General features: G+C 73.3%; 15 protein-coding genes. 3 read left to right on the top strand and 12 right to left on the bottom strand.

The annotated features are described in order from the left end of the window. Positions 1–33 precede the first annotated feature (33 nt). The 11 genes from K415_RS0119520 to mraZ all read right to left on the bottom strand — a co-directional run bounded on the left by K415_RS0119520 (position 34) and on the right by mraZ (position 13848). Positions 34–870, bottom strand: a complete 837-nt coding sequence (locus K415_RS0119520) for a cell division protein FtsQ/DivIB (RefSeq protein WP_024288708.1) — start codon at positions 868–870, stop codon at positions 34–36. 167 nt (positions 871–1037) lie between these two features. Continuing rightward, positions 1038–2447, bottom strand: coding sequence for a UDP-N-acetylmuramate--L-alanine ligase (gene murC, locus K415_RS0119525; RefSeq protein ID WP_024288709.1), 1410 nt, complete (start codon positions 2445–2447; stop codon positions 1038–1040). Next, positions 2444–3571, bottom strand: a complete 1128-nt coding sequence (gene murG, locus K415_RS0119530) for an undecaprenyldiphospho-muramoylpentapeptide beta-N-acetylglucosaminyltransferase (RefSeq protein ID WP_024288710.1) — start codon at positions 3569–3571, stop codon at positions 2444–2446. The genes murC and murG overlap by 4 nt, the downstream gene beginning before the upstream one ends. Then, the gene (ftsW, locus tag K415_RS0119535; protein ID WP_231494941.1) at positions 3564–4820 is read right to left on the bottom strand and encodes a putative lipid II flippase FtsW; all 1257 of its coding nucleotides are present in this window, start codon (positions 4818–4820) and stop codon (positions 3564–3566) included. The genes murG and ftsW overlap by 8 nt, the downstream gene beginning before the upstream one ends. Before the next feature lie 10 nt (positions 4821–4830). Further along, the gene (gene murD / locus K415_RS0119540; RefSeq protein WP_024288712.1) at positions 4831–6297 is read right to left on the bottom strand and encodes a UDP-N-acetylmuramoyl-L-alanine--D-glutamate ligase; all 1467 of its coding nucleotides are present in this window, start codon (positions 6295–6297) and stop codon (positions 4831–4833) included. After that, entirely contained in the window at positions 6297–7379 is a 1083-nt protein-coding gene (gene mraY, locus K415_RS0119545; RefSeq protein ID WP_024288713.1) for a phospho-N-acetylmuramoyl-pentapeptide-transferase, read from the bottom strand. Before mraY ends, murD begins: the two co-directional genes overlap by 1 nt. After that, a complete protein-coding gene (locus K415_RS0119550; protein ID WP_024288714.1) occupies positions 7376–9442 on the bottom strand; it encodes a UDP-N-acetylmuramoyl-L-alanyl-D-glutamate--2,6-diaminopimelate ligase in 2067 nt (688 codons plus the stop codon). Before K415_RS0119550 ends, mraY begins: the two co-directional genes overlap by 4 nt. A 40-nt stretch (positions 9443–9482) precedes the next feature. Then, the gene (locus K415_RS0119555) at positions 9483–11345 is read right to left on the bottom strand and encodes a penicillin-binding protein 2 (protein ID WP_024288715.1); all 1863 of its coding nucleotides are present in this window, start codon (positions 11343–11345) and stop codon (positions 9483–9485) included. A gap of 323 nt (positions 11346–11668) precedes the next feature. Next, entirely contained in the window at positions 11669–12121 is a 453-nt protein-coding gene (locus K415_RS0119560) for a hypothetical protein (RefSeq protein ID WP_024288716.1), read from the bottom strand. Next, on the bottom strand, positions 12118–13131 hold the full coding sequence (rsmH, locus tag K415_RS0119565; protein WP_024288717.1) for a 16S rRNA (cytosine(1402)-N(4))-methyltransferase RsmH: 1014 nt from the start codon (positions 13129–13131) through the stop codon (positions 12118–12120). Before rsmH ends, K415_RS0119560 begins: the two co-directional genes overlap by 4 nt. A gap of 249 nt (positions 13132–13380) precedes the next feature. Then, a complete protein-coding gene (mraZ, locus tag K415_RS0119570; RefSeq protein WP_024288718.1) occupies positions 13381–13848 on the bottom strand; it encodes a division/cell wall cluster transcriptional repressor MraZ in 468 nt (155 codons plus the stop codon). 486 nt (positions 13849–14334) lie between these two features. Here mraZ and K415_RS0119575 point away from each other — a divergent pair, with 486 nt between their 5' ends. The 3 genes from K415_RS0119575 to K415_RS0119585 are packed head-to-tail and all read left to right on the top strand — an operon-like array spanning position 14335 to position 18793. Next, entirely contained in the window at positions 14335–15339 is a 1005-nt protein-coding gene (locus K415_RS0119575) for a MoxR family ATPase (protein WP_024288719.1), read from the top strand. Next, positions 15339–16613: a DUF58 domain-containing protein gene (locus K415_RS22245; protein WP_024288720.1), complete on the top strand. Its 1275-nt coding sequence runs from the start codon at positions 15339–15341 to the stop codon at positions 16611–16613. The genes K415_RS0119575 and K415_RS22245 overlap by 1 nt, the downstream gene beginning before the upstream one ends. Beyond that, positions 16610–18793, top strand: coding sequence for a DUF3488 and transglutaminase-like domain-containing protein (locus tag K415_RS0119585; protein ID WP_024288721.1), 2184 nt, complete (start codon positions 16610–16612; stop codon positions 18791–18793). The genes K415_RS22245 and K415_RS0119585 overlap by 4 nt, the downstream gene beginning before the upstream one ends. Positions 18794–18859: 66 nt before the next feature. Here K415_RS0119585 and K415_RS0119590 read toward each other — a convergent pair whose 3' ends face one another. Beyond that, positions 18860–19258, bottom strand: a complete 399-nt coding sequence (locus K415_RS0119590) for a DUF3040 domain-containing protein (RefSeq protein ID WP_024288722.1) — start codon at positions 19256–19258, stop codon at positions 18860–18862. Between the last annotated feature and the right edge of the window lie 32 nt (positions 19259–19290).

A 19290-nucleotide genomic window follows, 5' to 3' on the forward strand; every position in this document is an offset into this window, starting at 1 on the left:
CGATTGCCCGGCCGACAGCGGGTGACGTCCGGCTCAGGAGCGCGTGATCGGCCACGTCGGCGCCGACACGTCGAAGACCGAGGCCGTCTGGCTGGCCGGTGCGGCGCGCAGAGTCGCCAGCACGGTGACCTTGAGGGCTGTCTGGTCCGCACTCCCCCACTCCACCGTCGCACCGTCGCGGAGACCGAAGCTGACCGTGTCCTGGCTGTCGGCGGACGCCGTCGCCACCTGGGCGGCGAGATCGTCCGGGAGCTGCTGGAGCACCGCGAGCACCGCTGTCATCGCGCGGGCGTCGGGGTCGTCGAGGGGGACCGAGATGACCGGGAGCCCGTCCGGCGGCACATCGGAGCGCCCGACCTGGATCCCCTCGACGTCGAGCAGCGCGAAGCCGCCGTCGTCCTGCGGCACGGCGGCGACCGGCTCGCGCGAGACGACCGTGACCAGCAGGCCGTGCGGCCACTCCCGGGTGACCTCGGCGGCCCGGACGCCCGGGACGTCGAGCACAGCACGCCGCAGCGCCACCGTGTCGAGACGCGGCAGGGGGGTCCCGGCGTGCGGATCGACGACCGCCGCCACCGCCGCGGCGTCGACGACCGTCCCCTGTCCTTGGATGCGGACCTGCGCCAGGTCCAGGGCGAGCACCGGCGAGACGAGCAGCAGCCAGCCGAGGAGCGCCGCGAACCCGACCGCACCGGCCGCGAGCCAGATACGCTGCCGGGTCAGGCGACGGCGCATGGCGGCACGCTCGGCGAACCTCGCGGCCGACCCGCTCGAGACCACCGGTGGGCGCACCGGCTGCCAGGCCCGTGGCCCGGTGATCAGCTCGGTCGAGGCGCTCTGGCCGGGTGCGGAGCCCTGGCCGCCGGCCACGTCCTGGCCAGGCGATGGTCGGTCGGGCGCCCGCCGTGGTGTCGGCGGACGACCAGGTGCAGCGCGGGTCGGTGCCGGCTGTGCTGGGGCCGGCTGTGCTGGGGCCGGGCGGGTGGGTGCGTGGGCGACGGTGACGGGCGCGACGCGTCGGGGGCGAGCCGGCTGCCTCATCGCGGGACCGCGCGCAGGACGATCGGAGCGAGCGCGGTCACGTCCCCGGCACCGACGGTCAGGACGAGATCACCGGGACGGGCCAGGCGGCCGACAGCCACGGCTGCCGCATGGCGGTCGGCGACGTACTGCACCTGCGCGGATCCGGTCACCCGGTCGGCGATCAGCGCACCGGTCACCGCGGGGTCCGGGTCCTCGCGGGCGCCGTAGACGCCGGTGACGACCACCACGTCGGCCAGGCCGAGCGCATCGGCGAACTCCTGCGCGAAGGTCACGGTCCGCGAGTACAGGTGCGGCTGGAACAGGACGAGCACGCGCCCGGTGCCGGCCACCTGGCGCGCGGCGCGCAGCAGGGCGGCGACCTCGGTCGGGTGGTGGGCGTAGTCGTCGACGACCCGTACCCCGCCCGCCGAACCACGCTCCTCGAAGCGCCGACCCGTGCCGTGGAACGTGCCGAGCCCCTGCGCCGCGGTGAGCTCGTCGACACCGAGCAGTCGGGCGACTACCCAGGCGGCAGCGGCGTCGAGCGCGTTGTGGGCACCGGGGACCGTCAGGTCGAGGTCCACCGGTCGCCCGCCGGGCTCCTGCACCGTCGTCGAGCCGCCGGTCACCCCGGACGAGGTGAGCCACGGCCCCACCCGGACGTCGGCGTCCGGTCCGGTGCCGTACGTCCGCACGTGGGTGCCCGCCGACCTGACCGTCGCGGCGAGGGTCGCCGCGCCAGGGTCGTCCGCGCAGGCGACGAGCCACCCGCCCGGTTCGATCCGTCCTGCGAAGGCGACGAAGGCGGCCTCGAACGCCGCCCGGCTGCCGTAGTGGTCCAGGTGGTCGGGCTCGATGTTCGTCACGACCGCGATCGAGGGCGTGTAGGCGAGGAAGGAGCCGTCCGACTCGTCGGCCTCGGCCACGAAGACGTCGCCGCGGCCGTCGTGCGCTCCACCGACCACCGCGACCGCCCCGGTCAGGACCGTGCCACCGATCGCGTAGGACGGGTCGAGCCCGGCGTGGGCCAGCGTGACCGCGATCATGGCCGACGTCGTGGTCTTCCCGTGTGCGCCGGCCACCGCGACGCTGCGGCGACCCGACATCAGCGCCGCGAGGGCCACGGACCGGTGCAGCACGGGTAGGTCGAGCTCGCGTGCGCGGGCCAGCTCAGGGTTCGTGGGCCGGATCGCGCTCGAGACCACGACCGTCCCGGCGCCCTCGACGTTCTCCGCGCTGTGCCCGACGTGCACCCGGATCCCGGCGTCGCGCAGGCCCTGCAGCGCCACGCCCTCCCGGGAGTCCGAGCCGGAGACCTGCAGGCCACGGGCCACGAGCAGGGCCGCGACGGCCGACATGCCCGCGCCGCCGATCCCGATCAGGTGCACCCGGCCGGCCTGCCTCATCCGCTCGAGCTCGCTCATGCGAGCCCCTCCACCAGGTCGGCGACCCGCGCGGCACCGTCGGTCACCCCGACGGTGCGGGCCGCGGCGCCCATCGCGGCGAGCCGGTCGGGGTCGGCGAGGAGCGGGATCACGTGGCTGCGCAGCCACTGCGGCGTCAGGTCGGCGTCGGCGACGAGCACCCCACCGCCGGCCTGCACGACGGGTCCGGCGTTGAGTCGCTGCTCGCCGTTGCCGATCGGCAGCGGGACGTAGACGGCCGGCAGCCCGAGGGCGGCCAGCTCGCTGACGATCCCCGCTCCCGATCGTGCGAGCACCAGGTCGGCGACGGCCAGGGCCTGGTGCATCTCCGCGAGGTACTCGCGCACCTGGTAGCGCAGCGCGACACCGGGTCTCGCATCGCGGGTGACGGCCGCGACCGCTGCCCGCACGGCGTCCGCCTTGCCCGCACCGGTCAGGTGCAGGATCTGGGCACCGGCGGCCAGCAGGTCCGCGGCGACGCCGGCGACGGCGGTGTTGAGGCTCAGCGCGCCGAGCGACCCGCCCGTCACCAGGACGGTCGGCAGCGTGGGATCCAGACCGAGCAGCGCGGCCGCCTCGGTCCGCGCCCGGCCGGCGTCGCGGTGCCGGGCCGCCACGAGCTCGGCGACCTGGGGACGCAGGGGCAGTCCGGTGACCTGCGCCCCGGGCAACGGCGTGCCGGGGAACGTGACCGCGACGGCCCGGGCCCAGCGCGCTCCGAGGCGGTTCGCCAGGCCCGGTCGCGCATTCTGCTCGTGGATCACCACGGGGATGCCGCGGCGCCGGGCCGCCAGGTAGGCCGGCGTCGCGACGTAGCCGCCGAAGCCGACGACGACCTGCGCGCCCGACCGGTCGATCGCCTGCCCGGCCACGCGGACGGCGGCACGCAGTCGCCCCGGCAGCCGGAACCAGTCGAGCGTCGGCCGGCGCGGCAGCGGGACCCGCGGGACAGTCACCAGCCGGTACCCGTGGGCCGGCACGAGCTCGGCCTCGAGACCCGCTGCGGTGCCCAGGACGACGACCCGGACGTCGGGCCGGCGGCGGCGCAGCTCGTCCGCCACAGCGAGCAGCGGGTTGACGTGACCGGCGGAACCCCCGCCGGCCAGCAGCACGGACTCAAGCACGGGCGCCCCGGGTCGAACGGCCGATCACCGCGAGCGAGCGCCGCACGACGCCCGGCCGGGCAGCGAGCGCCTCGGCCGCACCCGGCTCGTGCCGGGCGAACGACAGCACGACGCCGAGGGCCACCATCGTCGTGATCAGGGCCGAGCCACCGGCCGAGACCAGCGGGAGCGGGACGCCGACCACCGGGAGCAGGCCGATGACGACCGCGATGTTGATCATCGCCTGACCCAGGATCCACGCTGCGATTCCGGCGGTCACGATCTGGACGAACGGGTCGGTGTGCCGCCTGATCACCCGCGTCATCGCCACCGCGAGCACCCCGAACAAGGCGAGCACGAGCAGCGTGCCGAGCAGCCCGAGCTCCTCGCCGAGGATCGCGAAGATGAAGTCGTTGTGCGCCTCGGGCAGGTAGGACCACTTCTCCCGGCTCTCACCGAGGCCCAGGCCGGTCCAGCCGCCGGATGCCAGGCCGTACATGCCCCGGGTGGTCTGGTAGCACTCGTTGAACTTGTCGCAGTCCGGCTCGAAGAACGCCTGGATCCGTCCGACCCGGCTCTCGTTCAGCTGCGCGAGCTGCGAGACGGCGAACGCGGCAAGGACGCCGGCGACGGCGAACATGCGCAGCGGCACGCCCGCCACGAACAGGGCTCCGGCCACCAGGAGGATCAGGATGATCGCGGTCCCCAGGTCGCTGCCGAGCAGGACGAGGCCGATCGCTGCCAGCGCCACGAGAACGCCCGGCACAAGCACGTGAAGCCACCGGTGCAGCAAGGGGCGCTTGCGAGCCAGGACGGCGCCGAGCCAGACGGCCAGGGCCAGCTTGGCGAGCTCGGAAGGCTGGATGGACTGCCCGCCGACCAGGATCCAGTTCCGGTTGCCGTTCGCCTCCACGCCCAGGCCCGGGACGAAGACGAGGAGCTGGAGCACCATGGCGACGGCGAGCGCAGGCCAGGCGATCCGCTTGTACGCCGCGGGCGGCAACCGGCTCGCGACCCACGCGAAAGGCAGCCCGATGATCGCGTACCGCGCCTGGTTGAAGAAGATCGAGTAGGGCGAGGCGCCATGGGTCGCGGTCAGGGAGTCGACGCTCGAGCTCGAGAGCACCATGACCAGCCCGAGCGCGACGAGCATCGCCGATGCCCCGGCGATCAGGTAGTAGCTCGAGACCGCGCTGTTCCACTGCCCGAGGACCGCGCCACGATCCCGTGGGGCGGCCTCGATGTCATGCAGACCCGTCTGGACCGCCACCGTGCGTGCCTCAGCCGTCCGCGGCGGCCCGGTCGCCCGTGCCGAGGTCGGCGACCGCGTCGACGAAGGCCTCGCCACGGTGGGTGTAGGAGCTGAACTGGTCCATCGACGCGGACGCCGGCGCGAGCAGCACCGTGTCACCCGGGCGGGCGAGCCGACGGGCCTGGGACACGGCGCGGTTCATCACCGTCCCAGTGTCGGTCGGATCGATCGACACCACCGGGATTGACGGCGCGTGTCGGCCGAGCGCCTCACGCCACGGCGTCTGGTCCACCCCGATGAGCACCACGGCGCGCAGGCGGTCGGCCCGGGCGAGCACGAGGTCGTCGAACCGTGCGCCCTTGGCCAGGCCACCGGCGATCCACACCACGGAGCCCGCGGCGAACGCGGCGAGCGAGGCCGCCGCAGCGTGCCCGTTGGTCGCCTTGGAGTCGTCGACGTACCGCACGGCACCGACCGTCGCGACGTGCTCGATCCGGTGCGCGCCGGGCCGGTAGCTGCGCAGACCGTCCCGCACCGCCGCTTCACCCACGCCGTGCGCGCGGGCCAAGGCAGCCGCGGCCAGCGCATCGGCGACCACGTGCCCGGCCACGCGAGCATCGGGCCCGGCGAGGTGTGCGAGATCCTCGAGCGTGGCGAGCTCGGCCGCGAAGCCGGCCCGCGACGGGTCGCCCGCAGGTGCGTGGAACGCCCGGTCGACCAGGATCCCGTCGACGACCCCGAACCGGCCCGGTCCCGGCGCGCCGAGCGTGAACCCGACGGCGTGCGCGCCCTCGGCGACGTCGGCGTCGCGCACGAGGCCCTCGACCCGCTCATCGCCCACGGGGTACACGCAAGCGACCTCGACCCCCGCGAAGATCCTGGCCTTGTCCGCGACGTACGCCTCGAACGAGCCGTGCCAGTCGACGTGGTCGACGGCGATGTTCAGGACCGCCGCCGCCTGGGCCGCCATCGTGTGCGTGAAGTGCAGCTGGAAGCTCGAGAGCTCGACGGCGAGCACGTCGTTCGTCGGGTCGGTCGCCGCCTCGAGGACCGCCGCGCCCACGTTCCCCACGGCCGGCCCACGCTCACCGGCAGCCGCAAGGATCGCCGCGAGCATGCCGACGGTCGTCGTCTTGCCGTTCGTCCCGGTCAGGACGAGCCACGGTGCCGGGCCGCCGCCCGCCGACCGGTCGACCCGCAGGCGCCAGGCGAGCTCGACCTCGCTCCAGACCGGGATGCCGCGGCGGGCGGCCTCGGCCAGCACGGGGGCGGACGGCGGCCAGCCCGGGGAGGCGACCACCAGGTCGACCGCGCCGAGGTCCACCTGGGCGGCATCGGCCAGGTCGGCGTCCGGAGCCCGTGCGTCCAGGGTCACGACGGCCGACGGGCCACGGCCCTGTGCGGCGCACGCGGCCAGTGCGGCGACGACCGCCCGTCCCGTGACCGCGAGCCCCGCGACGAGCACCCGCTGCCCGCGAAGGTCGAGGTCGGCCACTACCCGGCCACCCACTCCGTGTAGAAGATGCCGACACCGCCGGCGACGAACAGGCCGGCGATGATCCAGAACCGGATGACGATCGTGACCTCGCCCCAGCCCGAGAGCTCGAAGTGGTGGTGCAGCGGGGCCATCTTGAACACCCGTCTGCCGGTCAGCTTGAAGAAGCCGATCTGGATCACGTCGGAGAGCACGACGAGCACGAACATGCCGCCGATGATCGCCGCGAGGATCTCGGTGCGGGACAGGATCGACAGGCCGGCCAGGGCGCCACCGAGGGCGAGGGCCCCGGTGTCCCCCATGAAGATCTTGGCCGGTGAGGCGTTCCACCACAGGAAGCCGAAGCACGCTCCGGTGATCGCCGCGGCGACGATCGCGAGGTCGAGCGGGTCACGCGTGTCGTAGCAGCGCGCACCCGCCGTCACGAGGTTCTGGCAGCTCTGGTTGGACTGCCAGACCCCGACCAGGACGTACGCGCCGAAGACGATCAGCGAGACGCCGGTCGCCAGGCCGTCGAGGCCGTCGGTGAGGTTGACCGCGTTCGACCAGGCAGTGATCAGGAAGTTCGCCCAGATGACGAAGAGGATGACGCCGAGCGTCGTGCCGGCCCAGGCGAGGTCGATGTTCGTGTCCCGGATGAACGAGATCCGGGTCGAGGCCGGGGTGCGGAAGTTCTGGTTCGGGAACTGCAGGGCGAGCACCGCGAAGGCCAGTCCGATCAGCCCCTGACCGACGATCTTCCATCGGGCCGACAGGCCGAGACTGCGCTGCCGCGAGATCTTGATGAAGTCGTCGAGGAACCCGACCACGCCGAGCCCGGTCATCAGGAAGATGACGAGCATCGCCGACGCGCTCGGCCGGTTGCCGGTCACCAGCCCCGCGCCGCTCCAGCCGATCAGGGTCGCGATGATGATCACGACGCCGCCCATCGTCGGCGTCCCACGCTTGGTGAAGTGCGCGGTCGGGCCGTCCTGGCGGATGAACTGGCCGTACTGCTTACGCACCAGGAAGCGGATGAACAGCGGGGTGGCGAGCAGCGCCACGAGCATCGACAGCCCGCCGGAGATCAGGACAGCCCTCATCCGGCTGTCACCTCGCTGCCGGCGAGGTCGTCGGCAAGCCCGGACAGGCCGGCCTCCGGTGCGGCCTTGACCAGGACGACGTCACCGGGCCTGAGCTCGTCGGCCAGCCACGCGGCCGCGGCCTCGACGTCCGGCAGGATCCGCGTCTCCTCACCGAAGGAGCCCTCCTGGAGGGCGCCGGTGTGGATCGCGCGGACGGTGTCCCCGACCACGACCAGACGGGCGATGTTCAGGCGGACGGCGAGGCGCCCGACGGCGTCGAACGCGGCGATCGCGTCCGGCACGGCCATCCCGCGCACGTCCATCGCACCGAGCACCGCGATGCTGCGGCGTGCACCGCTGCGTACCGCGAGGTCACGGAGCGCGATCCGCACGGTGTCGGGGCCGGCCTCGCCCGACTCGTCGATCACTGTCACGCCGTCCGCGCGCTCGGTGACCCGGGAGACCTGCGGTCCCGACGCGGAACCTGCGTCACCGTGCTCCGGGTCGATGAGCTGGTCGGCGACGGCGAGGAAGACCTCGCGGTCGTTGTACCGGTGGAAGACGCCGGCGATCTCCTGCGTGGGCTCGTGACCCTTGCCCGTGACGATCACCGTGTCCTGGTCTCCGGCGAGGCCGACGGCGAACCTGATCGCCTCGGCGCGCGAGGGGGCCTCGTGCACGTCGTGCAGGTCGGGCCGCTCGGCGCGGACACCGTCGAGGATCGCGGCACGGATCTCCTGCGGTGGCTCGGAGCGAGGGTTCTCGTCGGTGACGACCAGGACGTCGGCCAGCCGGGCCGCGATCTCGCCCATCATCGGTCGCTTGCCCCGGTCGCGGTCCCCGTCCGACCCGAACACGATCACCAGGCGCCCGGGGGTGATCGGCCGCACGGCCTCGAGCGCCAGCACCAGGGCATCCGGGGTGTGCGCGTAGTCGACCAGGCACAACGGCAGGCCACGGCCGCGTTCGACGACGCGCTCCATCCGGCCCGGGATCGCGTGCGCCGTCCCGACCGCCGTCGCGGCTGCGTCCAGCGCGATGCCGGCGCGGTATGCGAGCACGACGGCGAGCGCTGCGTTGGAGACGTTGACCAGCCCGGGCAGGGGGCTCGCCGCCGCGACCTGCTCACCGTCCGGCCCGGAGAGGGTGAACGTCGAGCCGACGCCGTCCAGCCCGATCGTCGCGTCGGAGACCCGCCAGTCGGCCGTCGCCGCGCCGACCGAGCCGTCGCGCGTGGCCACGGTGTCCACCGGGATCCTCGCCTCGGCGGCGAGCCGGACGCCCCAGGCGTCATCGACGCACACGACGCCCCGGCGGGCGCTCTCGGGCGCGAACAGCCGCGCCTTGTCGCGGAAGTAGCCCTCCATGTCGCCGTGGAAGTCCAGGTGGTCCCGCTGGAGGTTCGTGAAGCCGACCACGTCGAACTGGAGACCACCGACCCGCTCGAGCGCGAGGGCGTGCGAGGAGACCTCCATCGCGCACGCCGTCGCACCCCGCTCGTTCATCAGGGCGAACAGACCGTGCAGCACGGGGGCCTCGACGGTCGTACGCGGGCTCTCGATCGCCTCGGCGCCGATCCGCAGCTCGACGGTGCCGATCACCGAGGTCAGCCGGTGCGCGGTGCGCAGCGCCGCATCGACGAAGTAGCACGTGGTCGTCTTGCCGTTCGTGCCGGTGATCCCGACGACCGTCACCTCGCGGGCGGGATACCGGTAGAACCATGCCGAGACCTCGCCGAGCAGGGTGCGCGGGCCGGTCTCCCCGGTGACCAGCACCGGGACGTCGACGCCGCCCGACGTGATCCGCCGCAGGCCGTCGCCGTCGGTCAGCACCGCGACAGCGCCTGCGGCCAGGGCCTGCTCGACGAAGTCGGCGCCGTGGGCCCGCAGACCCGGCAGTGCGACGAAGAGGTCACCGGGCTGGACGTCGGCCGAGCCGACAGCGACACCGGTCAGCAGCACGTCGTCGGCAGAAGGACCTGCGCCACCCGGGTGGACGGTCAGGCCGAAGGTGTGTGCGAGGTCGCCGAGGTGACGGGAGGCATGATGCTGTGGGCGCATCCGGCCCTGCGGGGACGTCACGGGCTCGAATCTACCGTCAGGCCAGCACCGTGCCGCGCGCTCACTCGTAGGTCGTGGGGATCAGGTCCGGCTGGGTCCCGCTCGGCGGGATGCCCAGGTACTGCAGCGCGTACCCGGCGACCTCGCTGAACACCGGCGCCGCGACGGCACCACCGTAGATCGAGGTCTTGGGGTCGTAGAGCGTGACGTTGACGACGATGCGCGGGTCGTCGGCCGGGGCGATGCCGATGAACGAGGCGACGTTCTTGATCACGCCACCACCCTCGAACGCCTGCGAGGTACCGGTCTTGCCGGCGATCCGGTAGCCGGGCACCGCGGCGTTCCCGCCCGTCCCCTCAACGACAGCGCTCTCGAGCATCTGCACGAGCGTGTCCGCGGTCTGCTCGCTGACGACCTGCTGCGGCTCGGCGAGCTCGGTCGCGTGGAAGATGCCGTCCGGGCCGGTCACGCCGCTGACCAGGTGCGGCTGGATCCGCACGCCGCCGTTCGCGAGCGTCGCGTACACCTGGGTCGCCTGGAGGGTCGTGACACCGACGCCCTGCCCGAACAGGACGGCGTACTCGGTCCGCCCGTCCCAGTCCTCGGCGGTGTGCAGCAGGCCGGCCGACTCCCCCGGGAGGCCGACGCCGGTGGTCGTGCCGAAGCCGAACTTCGTCAGGTAGTCGTGCCGCACCTGCGTCGGCAGCTGCGAGCCGACCATGACCGTGCCGGTGTTGGACGACTCGGCCAGGATCCCGTTGAGGGTCAGCTTGAGCTCGGGGTGCTCGTGCGAGTCCTTGAACGACTGCCCGTTCGGCACCGCGAAGGTGTACGGGACCAGGTACTGGGACGTCGGCGTGGCGAGGCCCGTCTCGAGGATCGCGGCCATCGCGATCACCTTGGCGGTGGAGCCCGGCTCGTAGACCGATGCCGCTGCCCGGCTCGCGGTCGGGCTCCCGGGGTCGTTGGGGTCGACCGACCCCGAGTCGGCCAGGGCGAGGATCTCGCCCGTCCGGACGTCGATGATCTCCACGACGCCCCACTCCGCCCCGGTGGCAGCCATCTGCTCGTCGAGGGCCTGCTGCGACATGTAGTTGAGGTCGCGATCGATCGTCAGCGTGAGGTCCTGGCCCGGCACGGCCGGCACGAGGTCGTCCTCCCCGCTCGGGATGCGCTGGCCGCGGGCGCCCTGCTCGTACGTCTCGGAACCGGCCTCCCCGGCGAGCGCCTCGTCGAAGGTCTGCTCGAAGCCCGCCTGGCCGTACCCCTCGGCGCCGACGAAGCCGATGAGGTTGCCCGCCGTGCTGCCGGCCGGGTAGACCCGCTCGGTGGTGCGCTCGCCGCTGATCCCGCTGATGCCCAGGTCCATGACCTCGCGGTAGACGTCGGGCGCGACGCCCTTGGCCAGGTAGACGAACTGCCGTACGCCGAGCATCTTCGCGCCCAGCTCCGGGGCCGGGATCCCGATCAGCGGGGACAGCAGTGCCGCCGCCTCGGAGACCGAGTCGGGACCTGCCTTCCACTGCGCGACCTGCTCCTGGTTGGCCACGATGTTGTACCGCTCGACCGACGTCGCCAGGACGACGCCGTTGGTGTCGAGGATGTCGCCGCGATCGCCCGGGATCGAGATCGTGTTGAGCCGTAGGTCGAGCGCCTCGGTCGCCAGGGCCGGCCCCTCGAGGCCCTGGACCTGGATCAGCCGCCCGGAGTACACCGCGAGGAGCGCCAGCACGAACGCCAGCATGACCGCCTGGCGCCGACGCGGTACACCCGTGCGGACCGCCGAGCCGACGGTCGCGACGCTGCGTGCCGCGAGGGTGGAGGTGCGTGGTCGCCGGGCAGCGATCGTGCGGGCAGCGGTCGAGCGGGCCGCTGTCGTGCGGGCAGCTGTCGTCCGGGCAGGGTCGGCGTGGGTCCGACGCACGGCCGGGGTCCTCGACGCCACCGTCCTGGGCATCGAGATCCGGGCGCTCGGGGTCTTCGCCGCCGGCGCGTTCGGGGCCGGCGTCTTCGCGGCCGGCGTCCTCGGTGCTCGCGCCTTCGGGGCCGGGGTCTTCGGGGCCGGCGTCCTCTGGGCCGGCGTCCTCGATCCGGGGGCCGACGTGCCCGGTGTGGCCGCGCTCGCCCGACCGGTACGCCTCGGCACAGCGTCCGACCCGGCGTCCGCGCTACCTCGTGCCGGGCGCGCCGACGCCCGTCGACCGGAGCCGGGCTCAACTCCTCGTCCGCCGTCGTCCCGCCGAGCGGTCATCCCGCGGCCCCCGCCGGGACGGGGTTGCCGAGCACCGCGCCGTCCGAGAGCCGCAGGTACCCGGCGCCCGCGCTCGGCTCCATCCCGAGCGCCCGCGCCGCCGCTGCGAGCTGTGCGGGCGAGCCGGCGAGGTCGAGCTGGGCACTGATCCGCTGCTGGGACTGGGCCGACTGCGCCAGGCGGGTCTGCAGCGCGAAGCGCTCGTACTCGCCCTGCGCCATCGAGGTGTTGAGCAGGAGCGCGCCGAGCAACGACGCTGCCAGGACCGACATGCACAGCAGCACGAACGGCACCCGGGTGCGCGCGTGGGCCGGCGCCCGCACGACCTGGAGCCGCGGCCGGGCCGCCGGGGCGGGTCGGCCGACGTCCGGACGCCCGACCGCGGGTGATGTCGCCCGCGCGGCAGCCGACCGGGGCAGCCGGACGGCGGTCGACTGCGCGGCGCTCATGCGATCCGCCGGAGCGTGTGCTGGCGCAGGTGGTCCGGCGTCGGTCGCAGCCGCTGGGCGGCACGCAGCCGGACCGAGGCGGACCGGGGGTTGGCCGCGAGCTCCGCCTCGTCCGCCTGCTCAGCACCGCGGGTGAGCAGCGTCAGGAACGGCCGGTGGGTCTCCGGCTCGACCGGCAGACCGACGGGTGCGCTCGACGTCGCCCCGCGGGCCAGCGCGCGCTTGACGAGCCGGTCCTCGAGCGACTGGTACGACATGACGACGATGCGCCCGCCGACGGCAAGGGTCTCGATCGCGGCCGGCAGCGTCCGCTCGAGCACCCCGAGCTCGCCGTTGACCTCGATCCGCAGGGCCTGGAAGGTGCGCTTGGCAGGGTTGCCACCGGTCGTCCGGGCCACGGCGGGGATCGCCGCCCGGACGATCTGCACGAGCTCGCCGGTCCGGCTCAACGGTGCCGTGGCCCGTTGCGCGACGATGATCCGGGCGATCCTCGGGGCGAACCGCTCCTCGCCGAACTGGCGAAGGATGCGCACGATCTCGGCCTCGGGGTAGGTGTTCAGCACGTCGGCGGCCGTCAGGCCCTGCGAGGGGTCCATCCGCATGTCGAGCGGGGCGTCCTGGGCGTAGGAGAAGCCACGCTCCGGCTCGTCCAGCTGCAGCGAGGACACCCCGAGGTCGGCGAGGACGCCCTGCACCGGTCGGCCGACGAGCTCCTGGACCACGTCGAGGATCTCGTCGTAGACCGCATGCACCGGCGTGAACCGTGCACCGAACGGGTGCAGGCGCTCGCTCGCGAGGGCGATCGCCTCGAGGTCACGGTCCAGCCCGATGACCCGCAGGTCGTCGAAGCGGGCGAGCAGCGCCTCGGCGTGACCGCCCATCCCCAGCGTCGCATCGACGAGGACGGCTCCGGGCTCGGTGAGCGCGGGAGCGAGCAGGTCGACGCACCGCTCCAGCAGGACGGGGGTGTGCCGGCTCGCCGTCGGTCGGTCGTCGTCGTCGTCGGCCATGTCACCTCCCGACTGCTCGTCTCGGTCTGCCGCTCGTGCGGTGCTGCTGGTCGTGCTCTCTCGTGCTCTCTCGTGCTCTCGTGCTGTCCTGCGTCGTGCTGAGTTGCTGGCCGGGGGCCCTCCGCCGCCCGACCAGGTCTCCCACCGCAGCCCTCTGACGCCGGGGAAGTGCGTCAGAGCGGGCGGGGAGAGACCTCACCGTGCGGCGCGGGCCGGGCCGTGAGGCTCGGCAGCCGTGAGGTCGATCAGTCAGAACGCACCGGGAATCACCTCCTCGGCGGTATCGGCGTAGAGGCCGACCTGTTCCTCGAGGTACGTCTCCCACGACGGCGCGTCCCAGATCTCTACCCGGCTGCCGGCCCCGATCACCGCGACGTCGCGGTCGAGGCGCGCGTAGGTGCGCAGGGCGGCGGGGATGGACAGCCGGCCCTGCTTGTCGGGCACCTCGTCGTGGGCACCCGAGAGGAACACCCGCAGGTAGTCCCTCGCCTGCTTGCTGGTGACCGGGGCCTGGCGGATCTGGTCGTGCATCCGGCGGAACTCGTCGACCGGGAAGACGTACAGGCAGTGCTCCTGGCCCCGGGTCACGACGAGCCCCGATGCGAGCTGGCCGCGGAACTTCGCGGGCAGGATCAGCCGGCCCTTGTCGTCGAGGCGTGGCGTGTAGGTGCCGAGGAAGGGGTTGTACGACGGGTAGCCGGACGAGTCGTTCGCCACGTCGCCGCCTCCCCTCAGACCTGATCCGTGCTCCCGGGCGCCCACCGCTCCCCAGGTGGCCCCACATTACTCCACAATCCCCCACCGGCAAGGCCCACACACCTGCATGTCGCGGTGGGTCGATCCATCGACGCAGGTCAGGAGCGTGGATCGATGTGGAGGGAAATCGGCACCCCTGCGCCCCTGGGGCACCTCCCGGGGCACCGCTGCCGCCGCACCTCCCCGACGACTCCGCCTCAGGCGTGCTCGCCCGCCGACGGTGCAGGCACAGCCGGTGCGGCCGTGGAGCGAAGTGGAGGACGGCCACGGGAGCGACGTGCCGACCACCACGGGCGCGACGTGGCGGACAGCCCGCACGGGGTGTCCGGGGTCTGCCGGTGCGCGCCGACGCCCTCGGCGCACCCCCGGACACGCTCACCTGGGACAACGCTCCCGCACGGGCCCGCGGTCACCTACGCTCAGTCCGAGTCCGACGAAGGGGTCGACATGGTTCACGCACTACCTGCGGTCGCGGAGCTCGACGAGCTCGCCGAGACCGCCGCCCGCATCCGGGCAGCGATGGAGACAGTGATCTCGGGCCGACCGGATCTGGTGCGACTGACTGTCGCCGTGCTGCTCGCCGAGGGGCACCTCCTGCTCGAGGACGTCCCCGGGGTCGGCAAGACGACCCTCGCGAAGGCGTTGGCGCGGTCGATCGACTGCAGCGTCCGGCGGATCCAGTTCACCCCTGACCTGCTGCCGAGCGACCTGACCGGCGTGACGATCTACCGGCAGGAGCAGCACGAGTTCGAGTTCCGGCCCGGACCCGTCTTCGCCAACATCGTGATCGGCGACGAGATCAACCGGGCCTCGCCGAAGACCCAGTCGGCGCTGCTCGAGTGCATGCAGGAGGCGCAGGCGACGATCGACGGCAGCACGTATCAGCTGCCGAGACCGTTCCTCGTCGTGGCGACCCAGAACCCGATCGAGATGGAAGGCACCTACGCCCTCCCCGAGGCGCAGCGCGACCGGTTCATGGCGCGACTCAGCGTCGGCTACCCCTCACGGAGCGCCGAGGTCGAGATGCTCGAGCGGCAGGAGGTCTCCGACCCCCTCGGCCACCTGACCCCGGTGGCGACTGTCGCACGGGTCGCCCAGATGATCGACGTCGCACGGCGCCTCTACGCAGCTCCCGGCATCAAGCAGTACGTCGTGGACCTCGCCGACGCCACGCGCAACGACCCGATGCTCCGGCTCGGCGCGTCACCCCGGGCCGGCATCCAGCTGCTCCGAGCGGCCAAGGCCCTCGCCGCGATGGCCGGCCGTGACCACGTCCTGCCGGACGACATCCAGGAGCTCGCCGCACCTGTCCTGACGCACCGCCTGCTGGCGAGCACCGACGCACGGCTCTCCGGCCGCACTGTCGACGAGACCCTGGCCGCCCTGGTCGCGCGCACCCGCCTCCCGGTCTCCGGCCGCGCCGCGGCACCGGACCGGCGCGCCATCGGCTGATGAGCCCAGCCCGACACGTCCGGACGACCCAGCGCGGCACGGCGCTCGGCCTGGTCGGAGCCGCGTGCCTGCTGTCCGGCACGTTGCTCGGCGTCCGCGTGGTCGTGCAGCTCGGTGGCCTCCTGCTGCTCGCGCTGCTCGTCGGGGGTGCCTGGCTGCTGCAGGAGGCGCAGGCGCAGGAGCGCGGCGCGCTCCGGCTGATCCGCTCGGTCAACCCGCACCCGGTCGCTGTGGGCAGCCAGGCGGTCGTCCAGGTCGATCTCTCGGCCACCGGCGCCGCCCAGCGGCTCGACCGCCTGCAGATCGCCGAGCGGGCCGCGCACGAGCTCTCGGGTCCGAGCACGCTGCGCGCGCGGGTGCAGCGATCGGCAGACCGGCTCACGCTGAGGTACACCATCTCGCCCGAGCGACGCGGCCGATGGCCGATCGGCCCGCTCGAGGTGCAGCGTCGCGACCTGTTCGGCCTGGTCCAGTGGCGCGGTCCGCTCGGCGGCTCGATGCTGATCGCCGTCCGCCCGGCCGTGACGGTCCTGAGCATGTCGAACCGGGCATCCTCGACGGACGTCGACCGCGCCGCGATCGGTGCCCGCACGCCGGCCGCGGACGACTCCTCGCTGCGCGACTACCGCTCGGGCGACGACCTGCGCCGGGTCCACTGGCGCAGCAGCGCACGCCGCGGCGAGCTCATGGTGCGGCAGGACGAACGTGCCGGTCGCCGGCCCTCGAGCGTGCTGCTCGACATCCCCGGCGACGACGTGAGTGCGGAGTGGTCGATCTCGCTGGCGGCATCCATCGCGCTGGCGCTCGTCGCCTCGGGCCACCACGTCCGGATGCTCGGCGGCGACGTGCTCAACGCGAGCACCGACCACCACCGACCCGACACCGACGGCAGGGCCGTCGACGCGCTGCTCGACCATGCGGTCGACTTCAGCCTGCCGCCCAACCTCGTGACGCGCGAGGCGTGGCTGCTCGCCGCGATCGACACCCTCAGCGCCCAGGCCGGCGGGACCGAGCTGCTGTTCGCCGTCGTCGGCGACCTCGAGCCCGACCTCCTGACCGCCCTGGCCCGGGTGGGCGACGGGAGCAGCGCATGGGCCATGGTGCGCACCGGCCACGCCGGCGTCGGCGATCCGCCGAACCAGGACGAGACGCGCACCCTCGAGTCGCTGCGACGTGCCGGCTGGACGGTCTGCGCGGTCCGCCCCGGTGAGGACATCGCGGTGTGCTGGGCACGCCTGCTGGACTCCGCAGACCTGGTCGGGGTCCGGCGATGAGCGGACGCCACCCGGTCACCGGGGACGCCGTCTGGGCCGGTGCGGGCCTCGTCGCCCTCGCGACCATCACCGGCATGTGGACGATCAAGCAGCTCGTCGCGCCGGGGCCATGGGTGTGGATCGCGGGGCTGGTGGTCCTCCTGCTCGCCGGTGTCACAGCGACGCTGCGCTGGTACAGCCGGTCGGCGACGATGCCGACGGCGTGGGGTCTTGTCGCCGCCGTCGTGACCATCGCCTCGGTCTACGGCGGCCGCGGCACGACGCCGTCGATCCCGCTGCCGACCCCCGAGACGTTCGACCGACTCGTGCGACTGGCCCGCAGCGGTGTCGAGGCGATCGCCGAGGGACGGATCCTCGTCGAGCCGACGCGGGGTGTCGAGCTCCTGGTGGTCGCCGGGACGATGGCGGTGTTCCTCGTCGCGGACCTGGTCGCGCTCGGCCTCGGCCGAGGGGGCCTGAGCGGCGTCGCGCTGGCAGGGCTCTGGGTGCCGGCTGCCGTCTTCGAGCGCCGACCGATCCTCGGTGTGCTGCTGCTCGGCGGCATCAGCTACCTCCTGCTGCTCACCGTGACCCGCCAGCAGACCGGCCACGGCGCCCGGGACCTCCGCCGTGATGCCCGACCGGTCCTCACGGTTGCCGTCGCGGTCACCGTGCTGGCCGTGCTCGTCGGACCGGTCGCCGCAGCGATGCCGTTCTACGGCGCCGTGCGCCTGCCTGCGACCTGGGGACCCGGTCCGCTCGACGGTCCGCTGCGGCTGTCCACCGACCTCGACATGCGGTCGAGCCTCGAACCACGGTCGGACCGGCCCGTGCTGACGTACAACACGAGCGCGGAGAACGTCGGTCCGCTGCGGATGTACACGCTCGTCGACTTCGACGGCACGAGCTGGCTGCCGTCCGAGCCGAGCAGGGATCTCGCGCAGAACATCGGGGTGCTGTGGCCGGACGAGGGCCGGGTCGTCCCGGCCGACGCGGACGTGATCAGCGTGCGGGTCGGCGCCCTCGACCAGGACCACCTGCCGATCCCGCTCGAACCACGGCTGATCGAGATCGACGGCACGTGGCTCTACGACGCGGAGCGCGACGAGGTCGTCGCGCCGAGCACCACGACACGGGACCGGACCTACCTGCTGACCATCGCCCCGAGGGACCTCACCGCCGAGACCCTGCGCGAGGACGGGCCCGGGGACCGGTTCACCGACACCGCAGCGCAGCTGACAGTGCCCCAGACCGAGCACATGGCCGACATCCGGGCGCTCGCCGAGCAGATCACGGCCGATGCCGGGACGACCTACGACCAGGCGCTCGCCCTGCAGATGTACCTGCGCGACGCGCAGCTCTTCCGGTACGACACCGACGTCCCGCCGGCCCAGTCCGACGACGCGGTCTGGGACTTCCTGACGCAGCGCACCGGCTACTGCGTCCAGTACGCGACCGCGATGACCGTGATGGCCCGGACCCTCGGCATCCCGGCCCGGCTGGCGATCGGCTTCCTGCCCGGGCGGCTGAACACACAGGTCCGCGGGGAGTACGTGGTCTCGGGACGCCAGGCGCACGCCTGGCCCGAGCTGTACTTCGCCGACGCCGGATGGGTCAGGTTCGAACCGACCCCCGCGGTCCAGACCGGCTCACCCCCGCTGTACGCCGACCCGTTCGGCGGGCTCCCGGTGAACCAGGACGACATCCCCACCGGGAACGCTCAGCAGTCCAGCAGCCCCGGGGTGACCGGGAACGCCGGCGCCGGCGGCGGCGCGGCCGACCAGTCCCTCTGGGGCCGGTTCAGCCTCCCGGTCCTGATCACCGCGGGTGTGCTCCTCGTCGCGCTCCTGGGCCTGGGGCTGGCCCTGACCCGACGGCGCGAGCACCCGCTCGCCATCGAGAGCCGACCCGATGCCTGGTGGGCAGAGCTGCGGACCCGGCTCGCCGTCCACGGCCTGACCTGGAGCGACGCGACCACGCCGCGACAGGCAGTCCTGATCGTCCGGGAGCGGATCGGACCGGATGCGACGGCGGCGCTCGATGCCCTCGACCACCTCATGGCTGCGGTCGAGAACGAGCGGTACGAGCCGCGGCGCGGGACATGGTCCGGTGACGAGCTCGAGGCCTGGGTCGACGCCGTCGAACGGCCGTTGCGCGACGCTGCGGAGGCCGACGCGGCTGTCACCTCGGGCGAGCGGTGAACCCGTCGCGCGGCGAACTGGTCGCGCAGTGAACCCGGTCCCGCGGTGAGCCCACTGCCCTGAGGGTCAGCGACCCTGGTCGTCCCGACGACGGTCCCAGCGCTTCTCGAAGCGCGCGATGAAGCCCTCAGAGGGCGCCGCCGTGCGGCGCTTGCCGGAGCGGGGATGGACTGCACCGTCCTGGCCGACCGCACCGGACGGTCCACGACGACGCGGCGGGGAGAAGGCGAGCACGACGGAGACGAACATCGCGACGAATCCGAGCACGCCGACGACCGGCTGGCTCGTCGCAGCGCCGATGACGAGCACGGTCAGTCCAGCGAGCGCGCCGGCCCCGGTGAGCAGCCACCGCCGCACGGTCCGGTCGCCCCGACCCTGGAACGTGTTCACCAGCTTGGGGTCGTCAGACGTGAGCTGCTGCTCCATCTGCTCCAGTACGCGTTGCTCGTACTCGGACAGAGGCATCACTACCTCCGCGCTGCCAAAGGGACCGGACA

This window comes from Cellulomonas sp. KRMCY2 (assembly GCF_000526515.1).
Lineage (GTDB): Bacteria > Actinomycetota > Actinomycetes > Actinomycetales > Cellulomonadaceae > Actinotalea.